Source organism: Pontibacter arcticus, assembly GCF_003284895.1.
In the GTDB taxonomy this organism is placed as follows: domain Bacteria; phylum Bacteroidota; class Bacteroidia; order Cytophagales; family Hymenobacteraceae; genus Pontibacter; species Pontibacter arcticus.
The window spans coordinates 407086-420481 of record NZ_QMDV01000003.1; the positions used below are offsets into that span (position 1 = coordinate 407086).

Here is a 13396-nt window from a genome sequence, read left to right on the forward strand (position 1 = left end):
GTAGTTTGTTAAGTACGGAAGGTGTTAAACATCCAATACCATTTCTTTCTGCTCCAGGTGCACCGGGAATTGTGGCCGCACCGCTCCCCACCATTTACCAAACCATTGCAGGTCGCCACGGTAGTCTTCCATATCAAACGATACACACTCATTGAAATCCAGGAGGTGTGTGGCAGAGTCCTTCAGGAAATTCATACTTATATAGTAAGAACCATCGTTCAGGAAATTGCCCGGTATCGTACATTCACCTTCTAAAATGCCCGGTTTAAAGCAATTTACAATTGGCGAAAGCACATTAAAAACGCATTCGCCGGTATAAGAGAACAACAGAATACGAGCGCTGATATTGACATGTTCCTGCAGGTTCCAGAACTGGAACTTAAATGTAAGCGCCGTACGGATGTCGATCATGTCGTTCGGGTTGTTCAGGTGAGGAACAATCTCAACGCTTTTAACCCGGATGTTATCGTTGCCCGGTGCATTTTCGATGGTATCCCATTCCTGCTGCAGCCTGTGTTTCTGCACACTGGCTACATACTTGTTCACGATATCGTTTGCGGTTCCCCATTCCTTTACATTTCCGTTTTGTAACCAGAGCGCTTTGGTACAAAGGGTATTAACGGCCTGCATGCTGTGGCTCACAAAAAGTATGGTTCTGCCATCTGTTTGTGCAATCTCGTTCATCTTACCCAGGCACTTTTTCTGGAAATCATTATCACCCACGGCAAGCACTTCGTCCACAATCAGGATATCAGGCTCTAAGTGTGCCGCTACTGAAAAGGCCAGGCGAACATACATGCCTGATGAATAACGCTTTACAGGTGTGTCAATAAACTTCTCGATCCCGGAGAATGCTACGATCTCATCAAATTTTCTACGGATTTCGTCTCGGCTCATGCCCAGTGTATACCCGCTGATAAAGATGTTTTCTCTGCCTGTCAGTTCGTTATGGAAACCTGTTCCTACTTCGAGTAAACTGCTGACTTTGCCGTTCCCTCTTACAAAGCCTTGCGTGGGCCGCACAATGCGCGAAATAATTTTAAGCAGCGTAGATTTACCGGAGCCGTTGTTTCCGATAATCCCTAATACTTCGCCTTTCTTAACATCAAATGAAACATTGTTGAGTGCCCACAGGTCGTTGCCATCCATACCGTCTGCGTTTACGCCATGCCCCTGAAAAAAAGGCTCCTCTTTTTTCAGAATATTGGTAGATACCCAGCGTTGAAGATCCTGCCTGAACGAACCGGTTCCGATCGTACCCAAACGATACATTTTGGAGAGGTTCTGTACATCAATAATTATTTCAGACATGTTATTTATACGATATCAATTAAACTATCGCCCTTTTTATTGAACAGAAGCAACGATACAACCAGCACTAAAAATGAAAAAGCCAGGCTATAGAAAAGCATGTCGTAACTTACCACTCCTTCGCCCAGCAGGCTTAGCCGGAACAGTTCGAATAGCGGAGTGAGGGGATTCAGGTGTACAATCCAGCGAACATCTTCAGGCAGCGACAAGACAGGATAAATAACAGGTGTAGCAAACATCAACAACCTTGTGCCCAAACTCACGAAACCTGAGATATCCCGGTATTTAGCTGTGATCACTGAAAAAGCAAGCCCCAGGCCCAGGCTCATGGCGCCAACTGCCAGCACCACCACCGGTAAGGCCAACAGCCACGAACTGAAATTGGGCGAAAAGTCTTTGAAGGCCATGTAGTACCCGATCATCAGCAAAAGCAAAAAAAGCGAAATGCCGAACCGAATAAAACGGGTGCACATAATGGCAATGGGAACTACTAGCCTGGGGAAGTATACTTTGTTGAAAACCTGGGTATTATCCCTGAAAACATTGTTGGTGCCTCCGAACGAGTCGTTAAAAAAATTCCAGAGGATGATCCCCGAAAAATAAAAAAGCAGCGGCGGCAAAGAGCCTGTAGATAACCCGACCAGACGGCCGAAAATAAGCGCGTAAGTAACCAATGTTAAAACCGGTTGCAACAGCATCCAGGCCGGCCCAAGTATGGTTTGCTGGTAGTTAACCAGGAAATCGCGGCGTACCAGGCTGGAAAGCAAGTGCCGGTATGCCCAAATCTCAGTAAAGTGTGTACCCCAATAGCTCGACTGGTTTGATATCTCCCATTCCCACTTCTTCTTCTCCTCTGCTACCATACTTTACTTGTTTTGTTAAAAATAAGAAGATAAATTAATATTATAACAAGTTTTAATATTAAAAATATATTGGAATCAGAATATATACTTATTTAGTTGCTAGAAGGTTATGCTATACTTTGATTTAAGTTAAATGCATGCATCTACGATCTTCCTTAATAACCGGATGTAGTTATAAGATATTGCAGTTGATTTGGAAAAATAGAGGGTATCTGGTAGTAAGTAGGATTAGTGAGGTGTTGTAATAAAAAAGCTATCTTAAAACAAAAAGTCCCCTGCCAATTGCTCAGCAGGGGACTTTTTATACTTTATACTTTGCTACTGCTTATTTCGCAGTGCCGTCAACTTCTTCGTAGTCAACATCGGTTACACCGCCGTCGTTAGCTGCTGCACCTTGTGGGCCACCAGCCTGACCATTGCCAGTACCTTGTCCGTCAGCGCCTGGGGCACCTTGCGTGGCTGCGTACATCTCTTGCGATGCTGCGCTCCAGGCATTGTTCAGTGCTTCGGTTGCCGTGTCGATACCAGCGATGTCTTTGCTGCCATGTGCTGTTTTCAGCTGGGCAAGGGCACCTTCGATAGCTGTTTTGTTACCTTCCGATAACTTATCGCCATATTCTTTCAGCTGCTTTTCGGTCTGGAAGATCATCGAGTCGGCTGCGTTCAGCTTATCGATCTCTTCTTTCGCTTTCTTGTCAGCTTCAGCGTTAGCTTCTGCTTCCTGGCGCATTTTCTCGATTTCCTGCTCACTCAGGCCAGATGAAGCTTCGATACGGATTTTCTGCTCTTTACCGGTTGCTTTATCTTTAGCCGTTACGTGCAAAATACCGTTGGCATCTATGTCGAAAATTACTTCTACCTGCGGAACACCACGTGGTGCTGGCGGAAGACCGTCTAAGTGGAATCGGCCAATGGTGCGGTTATCGCGTGCCATCGGGCGCTCTCCCTGCAGTACGTGAATTTCTACAGAAGGCTGGTTATCCGATGCAGTAGAGAAGGTTTCTGACTTTTTGGTCGGGATCGTTGTGTTCGATTCGATCAACTTCGTCATCACGCCACCCATTGTTTCGATGCCCAGTGAAAGAGGTGTTACGTCCAGTAGAAGTACATCTTTTACTTCACCAGTTAATACACCACCTTGGATCGCAGCACCAATCGCAACAACTTCATCCGGGTTTACACCTTTAGAAGGCTTCTTGCCGAAGAACTTCTCCACTTCTTCCTGCACCCTCGGGATACGCGTGGAACCACCTACCAGGATCACTTCATCAATATCAGAAGTAGAAAGGCCGGCATCCTGAAGCGCTTTTTTACAAGGCTCCATCGATCTGCGGATCAAGTCATCAGCCAGCTGCTCAAATTTAGAACGGCTTAATCTGCGTACCAAGTGCTTTGGTATGCCATCAACCGGCATAATGTAGGGCAGGTTGATCTCTGTTTCGTTAGAAGAAGAAAGTTCGATCTTCGCTTTTTCAGCTGCTTCTTTTAAACGCTGCAGCGCCATTGGGTCTTTGCGCAGGTCGATGTTCTCGTCTTTTAAGAACTCTTCAGCTAGCCAGTTAATGATCTTCTGGTCAAAGTCATCACCACCTAAGTGAGTATCACCGTTCGTAGAAAGTACTTCGAACACGCCATCACCCAACTCAAGTATAGAAATATCGAATGTACCGCCACCTAAGTCGAATACCGCGATCTTCTGATCTTTGTGTTTTTTATCCAAACCGTAAGCAAGCGCTGCTGCTGTTGGCTCATTGATGATACGCTTTACTTCAAGGCCTGCAATTTGTCCGGCTTCTTTGGTTGCCTGGCGCTGTGCATCGTTAAAGTAAGCTGGTACGGTAATAACTGCTTCTGTAACTGTAGTGCCTAAGTAATCTTCTGCAGTAGCCTTCATTTTCTGAAGTACCATAGCCGAAATTTCCTGTGGCGTGTACTGGCGGTCGCCAATTTCTACGCGGATGGTGTTGTTACCACCTTGTACTACTTTGTAAGAAACCTGCTTTGATTCTTCGCTTACTTCGTTGTAGCTGTGGCCCATGAAGCGCTTGATAGAAGCAATTGTGTTTTGAGGATTTGTGATTGCCTGGCGTTTGGCAGGATCACCTACTTTACGCTCGCCGTTACCACCATCCAGGAATGCAACGATAGACGGAGTAGTTCTGCGGCCTTCGCTGTTAGGAATTACAACCGGCTCGTTACCTTCCATTACGGAAACACATGAGTTTGTTGTTCCTAAGTCAATACCAATTATTTTGCCCATTCTATAGCTTTATTTATAGTTTCTGATTTAAAATTTCAATCTGTTGTTTCCTCTATAACAAGCTATGTGCCAACGCCCGTATGGCCTTTATTTTATGTCATTCTGTCACGAGGTACAGGTATGCGTAAGTTTGTGTCTGACTTTTACCTGCAAAGCCAACCCGCCTGCGACATATTTACCTGAAGTATGAAAACGGAAAAACTATACCCTTGGGCTGAGGAGGTGGCGGATTTATACTTTGGCAACCGTATAGCAGCGCATTTTGCTATTCAGAAATTGTTTTGTTGGTAAGGGCGCTTTTGCCTGCATTCCTTAATGATGTCAGGTTATCTTGTACAGGTGGGTTTGGGGCAGTAAGGTATACCTCTTTTTTCCTGAAGTATGCTGCAAAGCCTCTGTTTACCCAGATCATATCTACTCCGTTTAAAGGCTGCTCGCCGCGTGCAATTATATCAGAGAAGTAAATGCTTTTAGGGATGGCAGGTAGAGGCGAAACATTACAAGTAGCACAGGCAGAGGAAGCCAGCGTTTTATAACGATGTTTTAAAGCCCTATCGTACGCATGCGCTTTGCCCGTCAGCAGGTCTGTGTAAGCAGTACTGATGTTATTATCGATATGGAAAAGGCTGAGCGCAAAAATAAGAAGCGTAAAAGCAGGGATCATCTTGGCTACACTCCGCTCTTGTGTAAAAGCGGCCTCATACTTACCAATAGCGACCTGCAAGGTATAAAACCACCCGATCAGGAAAAAGAAGTAGATCACGTTCTCCAGCCGCGGAGTTGCCCGCTCTCCCGTGGCCCATGAAAAAGCGAAGTTCATCAGAAAAACTGTTAGCAGGAAGTATAAAATCACCCAACTCAGTTTCACATCAAACAAGCTTTTATACTTTAAAGTACGCGCTAGCGGTAAGGCAAAGTATAATATGTAAATTACAGATGCGGCTAGTATTGGCAGCAGCCAGCGGTAAAACGATAACGCAGTCATGAAAGCAGCATAAACCGCCGACCAGACAAACCTGCCGCTATTCGGGTGATCGGTTTTACGCACAAAGTTACCGGGGGCAAGCACGGCAACGGAGCAGCACACCACACAAAGTATAAGCAGGAAAAGTAGGTGAGCGCGGTATTCTTTATTTTTAAAGTTAAAGGCAGTGATAAATGAAATGGTGGTAAATGTACTGATCAAAGCCATTTCGTTTGAGCCGATCATGGCTATGCAAAGTATGGCTGCCAACCCAATGTACATTTGTCTGGCTAGTCTGCTCTCTGACCTGAAAAAATGATAGAGAAATACCAGCAGCAGCAGTGCCATGATATTAGGCAGCTGGTAGGTTGCGTATGTCGAGAAAAAGTAAAAGCCTTCGGAAATGCTTGGTACCTGCAGCAAGTATAATGTAAAAATCATACTTCCAATTGCCAGCGTCTGTGTTCTTGTAAAGGCTTGTTTTGTAAAAGTCCGAAGTATAAAATACAGCGTACCACAAAATAAGAACAGAAGCAGAGCCGAGTAAATTTTATACGTTACCAGCCAGCCATCAATAATGGGGTTTATGCGGAAAATAGTGATGGTACTGAAGTATCTGCCAGTCCAGTTTAAATAATACTGTTGTAATACAGTCAGGTAATCCAGTTGCCGGTCGCGCACGGCAAAACTATAATCGTCGGCTGCAGGGTGGTTATAAAATGAGAGCAGAAAGAAGGGTACCAATGTGTAAATACCCAGTATTATTAATGCCAGGTAAGTATAATTCTGGATTTGGTTGTTCTGCTCAGGCAAAGGCAATGTTGGTTTTTTTTAACAGGAGAGAAGTATCAGGTAGAATTCTGAACGCTTCATTGTTCTATAAACTAAGTCGGTAAATAATCTTTTCGGAAAAGCTACTTACCGACTTAGGAATTACATCAATTTATTTAGCTGCCACTTTACCGGAAGTGATGTAAAAGTTATCGTCTACTTTAACGGTTGTGTTTTTCTTGATACCGTTCAGCTCTTTCCAGGTGGTGGTAGGTTCGAGCCAGGTTTCTTTTCCGTTTAAGAATACGCGTACCGGCATATCAAAACCAGTAACTACATTGCTCCATTTATATTTCAGTTTGCTGCCGTCCTGCTGGTACTCCAGTTTCGGAATGCGAACATCGCGCAGGTATTGGTCAAAAACAGGTTTTAAATTGTGTCCGATGTGCTGGCTCAGGTAGTCTTCTATCTGCTGGGTGGTAACGGTTTGGTGATAAAACTCTTTGCTGAGGCCCCGAAGTATAGAGCGCCACTTTTCATCGTCTTTGGTTAGCTGGCGCAGGTTGTGCAGCATGTTGGCGCCTTTCGGGTACATGTCGCCGGAGCCGGGCTGGTTTACATTATACGTCCCGATGATCGGGGCATCATTGCGGATGTTTCTGCGGATACCGATCACATACTCGCTGGCTGCTTTCTTACCGAAATGATAATCGACATACAGGTTTTCGGAATAGGTTGTGAAGCTCTCGTGTATCCACATATCGGCTGCATCTTTGTAGGTAATGTTGTTGGCAAACCATTCGTGTCCTGCTTCATGGATGATGATGTAATCGAACTTCATGCCCCAGCCCGAGCCACTCAGGTCGCGGCCCAGGTAGCCGTTTTTATACTTGTTGCCATACGTTACGGCGCTCTGGTGTTCCATGCCTAAATAAGGCACTTCTACCAATTTAAAGCCATCTTCATAAAACGGGTATGGCCCAAACCAATGCTCAAACGCCTTCAGCATAAGCGGCACTTGCTCAAATTGCTCTTTTGCCTTGCCTAGGTTATCGCGCAGCACATAATAACTGCAATCTAACTCGCCTTTTTCGCCTTTATACTTCTCCGAGAACGTTACATAATCACCGATGCTGATGTTAACGCCATAGTTATTGATCGGATTGACAACTGCCCAGTGGTAGGTTTTGGTGCCGTCGCTGTTCTGCACTACTTTACGCAACCTGCCATTCGAGACGTCCATCAGCTTTTCCGGAACAGTTACGCTGATCTTCATGCTGTCAGGTTCGTCGTACATGTGGTCTTTGCAGGGCCACCACAAACTGGCGCCATCGCCCTGGTTCGAGTTGGCTACAAAAGGGTTACCGTTCTGGTCGCGTTTCCAGGTGATGCCGCCGCTCCAGGGTGGGTTTTCGCTTACCTGCGGTTTGCCGCCGTAGTGTACTTCAACGGAATTTATACTTCCTTTCTGCTGCGTTTCTGATAACTGCACAAACCAGGCATTGCCATCCTGGCGTACTTGCTGCGGCTTGCCGTTCTGGGTTATTTTCTCGATGCGCATGGGTGGTTGCAAGTCGATCTGCAGCACCTGTTTGGGCTCGAGCACTTTATAATGGATTGTATTGGTGCCACGGATGGTGCTGTCGGCGGGGTTTACGCTTACCTGCAGGTTATAATGCGTCAGGTCCCACCAGGCGCGCTCGGGCGTGATGGAGCCGCGCAAGGTATCCTGCTTGGTAAACGTGCTGTTTTTTTGTGCCAGTGCGGGTGTGCAACAGAGCCACCCAAGTATAACAGCACCGGCAAGCGAGAAAGAAAGTTTCATAGTTTAAAGTTGATGTCTTGCTTCAAGTATAAATAATTACCTTCATAAATAATAATCCTGGGAAAGACATTAGACGAATGCCTGAAGAAGAATGATGAATCAGTAGTTTGGTTATACTTTATATCCGAGCTACAATACATCAACTAAAGGCTTTAACGCTTCGCGAAAGTATAATGTATGCAGAAAGTATACTTTCACGTTAAGTAACTTATAAAGTATACTTTTATAATGAGTCTGCAACCAAGCTATGGTTTCCGGACTCTTTTAAGCAAACGCCCCTTAAACTCTGACTATGATGCTGAAAACTGTTTTTACGATACTAACTGTTGTGCTGATGGCGCAATGTGGCGATGAAACTGCTACTTCTCAGGCGCAAAACGCGGATACACCTATGCAAACAAACGGACAGAATTTCGGGCAGGAAGTCCGGGTAGATCATCAGAATAAAGCCACCATCGGAAGCGGAGATGCTGCCCTCACCGTTACGTTTCAGGATTTGATCGATTCGCGCTGCCCTGAAAACGTGAACTGTATACAATATGGCAAAGCGGAGGTGACACTTTCGGCCACCAACCAGCAGGGCACCAACGAGCGCATAAAACTTTGCCTCGGCGATTGCCAGCAAGGCCAGGCCATCCGCGAAACCGACAGCGTAACCACATTTGTGGGCCAGACCAAGTATACTTTCACGCTAAAAAAAGTAGAGCCATACCCAGGTACCGAGCAGCAGGACGATACAAAAAAAGTACGTTTGGTTGTAGAAAAGCTGTAGCAACTTTAATCGCAGGCCCAGCGGTAGCTTGCAAGTATAAATCCTTAAAATTACTCCATTCTGCTTTCCGTTTTCACCTTTTACTTATGAAATTCTACTTCACGCTGTTGCTGGCGCTTGCTGCTTCTATGGTATTTGCGCAGGAAAAAACGATATCAGGTACGGTTGCTTCCGCTAAAAACGGAGAGGCCATACCGTATGTAAACATCGGTATCCGAAACAAAAATACAGGCACCATCTCAGCGGAAAACGGCAGCTATACTTTAAAACTTCAGCAGGAATTTTCAGAAGATACGCTCACATTTTCTGCCATAGGCTTTGAAGTACAAAAGGTGCCGGTAAAGCAACTGGCAACCCAACAATCCATAGCGCTAAAAGAAAAAACTACTAACCTGAAAGAGGTTGTTGTTACCAGTCGCAAAACGAGGCTAAAAAAGCTGGGCATTACCGGTCGCCTTCCGGGTGTTTGGGGAGCTCCAATGCAGAATGTTGATAAAGAAAGGGATGTTTACGAATATGCCAATTTAATACCTGTAAAAAAGTATCCTGTTGAGGTGCTATCAGCGCATTTTTACCTCGCCAGTTCTAAGTTAGATTCAGCTGTGTTCCGGGTAAACTTTTATAAGAACGCACAAGGCCAACCCGGAGAGCTGCTGGTAGAAAAAAGCATTGTACAGAAGCTCACTACCAAAGATGGTTGGGTAAAAGTAGATTTGGAGCCGCATCAGATTTATGCTTCTGAAGACTTTTTTCTGGGTATAGAATATTTGCCTGAAGAAGTACCAAACAGATTTGCCATTTTAATGGGTGGTAAGTTAGGAGGAACTACTTTTACCAGAAGCTCTAGTTTAGGTGTCTGGAAAGAAACAGTAATAGGAAGCCTTTCTGCTTACGTTACGGTAAGGCAATAAATAAACCAGCTGCCATACTTTGGCAGCTGGTTTAGCAGGTTTATACTTTGTCAGGCGCCGGGCGCACGGCTACTTTTACGCGCGGCTCTCTTGGTGCTTTCTTCTCGCGTGGGCGGCGCTCTTCGGTTCGTTTTATGTAAACTGCGGACGGACCTTTGTCGTCGCCTTTCCGGATCGTGAACAGTTCTTTATGTGCTTTTATTAATTGCAGCAACTGCCCGTAACCAAAGGTACGCGGGTCGAAACCAGGGTCAAGCTGGCGCAGGTTAATGCCCATGGTCCCTAAATGTGCCCAGCCATCCTCATCCGCCGACATGGCAAAGGCTTCTTTCAGTAACGGAATTGGATTTGGGCGCTGCTGTGCATTTTCGGTTGGTTTGTTGGCTGCCGCAATTTTCTCGTCGTCAATTTCATCTACCAGGTTTTCAGTGTAAATAAATACGTTGCAGGCATTTACGAAAGGCTTTGGCGTTTTGCGCTGCCCAATGCCCATTACAAAATTACCGGACTCGCGGATGCGGGTGGCCAGGCGGGTATAATCGCTATCCGAAGATACAATGCAGAAACCATCAACCAAACCACTGTGCAGCAGATCCATGGCATCAATTATAAGGGCACTGTCTGTTGCGTTTTTACCAACAGTATACCTGAATTGCTGGATAGGCTGGATGGCGTGGTTGTTCAGGCAATCTTTCCAGCCGTTCATTTGCGGGGTGGTCCAGTCGCCGTAAATGCGCCGGATGGTGAGGGTGCCATACTTGCCGGCCTCGGCCATAAGCTTAACAATCAGGCTGGGTTGGGCATTGTCGCCGTCTATGAGGAGGGCCATGCGCGAAGGTTTGTGCTCGCGGTGTGTGTGTTTCATTTGTTGGGTTTTAATGCCTACTTATACTTTGCTTTTTCGTTCTGGTTGTAATACATGATTTATACTTGGCCGTACAGCCCTTACCTTTTATATTTGAAATCCTGCGGAGCAAAGTATAAACACGTTAGCAGCAGCAGAATAACGGTAGCGGAAATTATATTTAAAATAACAGCAAAATAGGTCGGGAACTCAAACTATGAAAACATTAACCACACAACTATTTATACTTGCAATGATATGTATGGCAACAATCTCTACTACCAAAGCACAGGTTTATAAAAGCGAAGAGCCGCTGGCGCATACCTATTCCATTGTAGCCCGCGATGCCAAAACCGGCGAAATGGCGGTAGGCGTGCAGAGTCACTGGTTTTCGGTGGGTACGTCGGTGCCCTGGGCTGAGGCTGGTGTGGGCGTTGTTGCCACGCAATCGTTCACCAACAAATCATTTGGTCCGCGCGGGCTTGCTTTGCTGAAAGAAGGAAAATCGCCGGAACAAGCGCTCGCCATACTTTTGGCTGATGATCCGGGCAAAGAAGTGCGTCAGGTTGCCATACTGGATGCGCAGGGCAGGGTAGCGGTGCATACGGGCAAGCAATGCGTGCGGTATGCCGGGCACACCACTGGCCAGAATTTCTCGGTACAAGCCAACATGATGCTCACAGACAAAGTATGGCCCGCGATGGCCAAATCGTTTGAGCGGAGCGAAGGCCAACCCCTGGCAGAGCGTGTTTTGCTGGCCATGCAGGCAGCTGAGCGCGAAGGCGGCGATATCCGGGGCAAGCAATCGGCAGCCATGGTAGTGGTACCTGCCAAAGCTACCGGCCAGATCTGGAACGACAAAACCATTGACCTGCGCGTAGACGACCACGCTAAACCTTTGGACGAACTGGCCCGCCTCCTGAAAGTATACCGCGCCTACGAACACATGAACAAAGGCGACCTGGCTGTAGAAAAAGGGCAGATGCAGCAAGCCATGCAGGAATATGGAAAAGCCGAAGCCATGTTCCCCGAAAACCTCGAAATGAAATACTGGCACGCCATTACGTTGGCTAATAACAAGCAGGTAGAAGAAGCCACCAAACTGCTGCGCGAAGTATACAAGAAAGACGATAACTGGCGCGAACTCACCAGCCGCCTCCCGGAAGTTGGCCTGTTAACGGTTAACAAAAAAGACCTGGAAAAACTGCTGCAAGTTAAGTAGAGGTTGTCTGATTTCTTATTTTAGATAGAGAGATGTTAACTTTGGTAGGGACAGGTCGCGACCTGTCCAATCGTTCCCAATCACACGTTGTAAGTTCAGCCAGAATATTAATCAGGAATGATTTGATCGTGCACGATTCGGACAGGTCGCGACCTGTCCCTACGAAGAAATGATTTCTTACTTCAACTTTCTAACTTTCCCGAGCAGTTTATACTTTGGGTTTCTATCTTTGTGGGTAACCTGGTACAACTAAAACTACTGCTGTGTATAAAAGCCTTATTCGTCCGCTACTCTTCAAACTCGATCCTGAAAAAGTACATTATCTGACCGTGGATGCGGTTAAAACGGCTTATAGGCTCCCGTTCACAAAAGGCATTAGCCAAAGCATGTTCCAGGTGGTGGATAAGCGGCTGGAGCGAAAATTGTTTGGGCTCACCTTTCCCAACCCTGTTGGTTTGGCAGCAGGTTTTGACAAAGATGCGCGTCTGGTAGATGAGTTTGCGAACCTGGGCTTTGGCTTTATCGAGATCGGGACGCTAACCCCCAAACCACAGGCTGGGAACGATAAACCACGCCTGTTCCGGTTACCGCAGGACCAGGCCATTATCAACCGCATGGGCTTTAACAACGAGGGGGTAGATGCAGCAGTGGCCCGCCTGAAAGCCCGGAAAAGCACGATATTGGTTGGCGGCAACATCGGCAAAAATAAAGTAACGCCTAACGAAGAAGCTACCTTAGATTACCTGTATTGCTTTAAAGCGCTGTATGACGTAGTGGATTATTTTGTGGTGAATGTGAGTTCTCCGAATACCCCGGATTTGCGCGCGTTGCAGGAAAAAGAGCCATTGAAACAACTGTTGCTGGCGCTTCAGGAAGTGAACAGCAAAATGCCGCAACCCAAGCCTTTGCTGCTCAAAATTGCCCCGGACCTGAACGAAGCCCAGCTGGACGATATCATCGAAATAGCCATTGAAGCCAAACTGAGCGGTATCATAGCAACTAATACCACCATCAGCCGCGACGGACTTTACACGCCATCCAACGAAATAAAAGAGATAGGAGCGGGCGGCCTCAGCGGAAAACCACTGACCAAACATGCCACCGAAATTATCCGGTACCTACGCAAAGGCTTGCCGCAAAGTATAAAAATAATAGGCGTGGGCGGTATCATGACCGCAGAAGACGCCTTGGAAAAACTGGAAGCCGGCGCCGACCTGCTGCAACTTTATACCGGCTTCATCTACGAAGGACCAGCTCTTATTAGCCAGATCAACAAGAAACTACTCCAGCAATAAGTTGCTTTTATACTTGCTAGGCCACCAATCAAACTGATAAAAGCTCTTTCGGATTTCTTAATCCGAAAGTAAGGAGTTGGGGATTTCCAAATCCCCGCAAGCCGAATCAGCTTATAAGACCAACTTTAAAGTATGGAGTTTGGCTATACTTACTGAAGGTCAGAGTAGTACAGGAAAACTCCCCTCCTTGGATAAGGAGGGGCTGGGGGAGGTTCGACCCGGCATCGGTCAAGTATGGCAGGAAGTATAAACGCTATTCACAATAAAATCCAAAGCCCATTTATACTTGCAAACAAGCCCTATTCATACTACTGAAAGCAGGTTTATCGTTGGGTAAGCAGGCATAACACCACCCTGT

The 13396-nt window shown here is 46.3% G+C and carries 10 protein-coding genes; 4 read left to right on the forward strand and 6 right to left on the reverse strand.

All coding sequences use genetic code 11. The features are described 5' to 3' along the window. Positions 1-24 precede the first annotated feature (24 nt). The 5 genes from DP923_RS11315 to DP923_RS11335 form a co-directional block, all read right to left on the reverse strand. Positions 25-1311, reverse strand: coding sequence for an ABC transporter ATP-binding protein (locus DP923_RS11315; RefSeq protein ID WP_112305961.1), 1287 nt, complete (start codon positions 1309-1311; stop codon positions 25-27). 5 nt (positions 1312-1316) lie between these two features. Then, a complete protein-coding gene (locus DP923_RS11320) occupies positions 1317-2174 on the reverse strand; it encodes an ABC transporter permease (protein WP_112305962.1) in 858 nt (285 codons plus the stop codon). Between the two features lie 325 nt (positions 2175-2499). Further along, positions 2500-4434 carry a molecular chaperone DnaK gene (gene dnaK / locus DP923_RS11325; RefSeq protein ID WP_112305963.1) on the reverse strand — a complete coding sequence of 645 codons (1935 nt, stop codon included), beginning with the start codon at positions 4432-4434 and terminating at the stop codon, positions 2500-2502. Between the two features lie 265 nt (positions 4435-4699). Then, entirely contained in the window at positions 4700-6211 is a 1512-nt protein-coding gene (locus tag DP923_RS11330) for a DUF6056 family protein (protein WP_125047707.1), read from the reverse strand. Positions 6212-6341: 130 nt separating this feature from the next. Further along, positions 6342-7994, reverse strand: coding sequence for a M1 family metallopeptidase (locus tag DP923_RS11335; protein ID WP_112305965.1), 1653 nt, complete (start codon positions 7992-7994; stop codon positions 6342-6344). Positions 7995-8286: 292 nt separating this feature from the next. On the opposite strand from DP923_RS11335, the gene DP923_RS11340 reads away from it, so the two are divergent. Both DP923_RS11340 and DP923_RS11345 read left to right on the forward strand, forming a co-directional pair. Further along, positions 8287-8766 (forward strand): hypothetical protein, encoded by a 480-nt coding sequence (locus tag DP923_RS11340; RefSeq protein WP_112305966.1) that lies wholly within the window; start codon positions 8287-8289, stop codon positions 8764-8766. Between the two features lie 86 nt (positions 8767-8852). Continuing rightward, the gene (locus tag DP923_RS11345) at positions 8853-9677 is read left to right on the forward strand and encodes a carboxypeptidase-like regulatory domain-containing protein (protein WP_112305967.1); all 825 of its coding nucleotides are present in this window, start codon (positions 8853-8855) and stop codon (positions 9675-9677) included. A 40-nt stretch (positions 9678-9717) separates the two neighbouring features. On the opposite strand, the gene DP923_RS11350 is transcribed toward DP923_RS11345, so the two are convergent. Further along, the gene (locus DP923_RS11350; protein ID WP_112305968.1) at positions 9718-10542 is read right to left on the reverse strand and encodes an NYN domain-containing protein; all 825 of its coding nucleotides are present in this window, start codon (positions 10540-10542) and stop codon (positions 9718-9720) included. Between the two features lie 196 nt (positions 10543-10738). Between DP923_RS11350 and DP923_RS11355 the strand changes: the two genes are divergently transcribed. Together DP923_RS11355 and DP923_RS11360 are read left to right on the forward strand one after the other, a co-directional pair. Then, positions 10739-11743, forward strand: coding sequence for a DUF1028 domain-containing protein (locus DP923_RS11355; protein WP_207801969.1), 1005 nt, complete (start codon positions 10739-10741; stop codon positions 11741-11743). Positions 11744-12006: 263 nt separating this feature from the next. Further along, complete coding sequence (locus DP923_RS11360; protein ID WP_112305970.1) at positions 12007-13038, forward strand: quinone-dependent dihydroorotate dehydrogenase; 1032 nt, start codon at positions 12007-12009, stop codon at positions 13036-13038. Positions 13039-13396: the final 358 nt, after the last annotated feature.

Coding starts and splice junctions, on each gene's coding strand:
- DP923_RS11315 (WP_112305961.1), bottom strand. CDS start 1,311: ATGTCTGAAATAATTATTGATGTACAGAACCTCTCCAAAATGTATCGT.
- DP923_RS11320 (WP_112305962.1), bottom strand. CDS start 2,174: ATGGTAGCAGAGGAGAAGAAGAAGTGGGAATGGGAGATATCAAACCAG.
- dnaK (WP_112305963.1), bottom strand. CDS start 4,434: ATGGGCAAAATAATTGGTATTGACTTAGGAACAACAAACTCATGTGTT.
- DP923_RS11335 (WP_112305965.1), bottom strand. CDS start 7,994: ATGAAACTTTCTTTCTCGCTTGCCGGTGCTGTTATACTTGGGTGGCTC.
- DP923_RS11340 (WP_112305966.1), top strand. CDS start 8,287: ATGATGCTGAAAACTGTTTTTACGATACTAACTGTTGTGCTGATGGCG.
- DP923_RS11345 (WP_112305967.1), top strand. CDS start 8,853: ATGAAATTCTACTTCACGCTGTTGCTGGCGCTTGCTGCTTCTATGGTA.
- DP923_RS11350 (WP_112305968.1), bottom strand. CDS start 10,542: ATGAAACACACACACCGCGAGCACAAACCTTCGCGCATGGCCCTCCTC.
- DP923_RS11355 (WP_207801969.1), top strand. CDS start 10,739: ATGAAAACATTAACCACACAACTATTTATACTTGCAATGATATGTATG.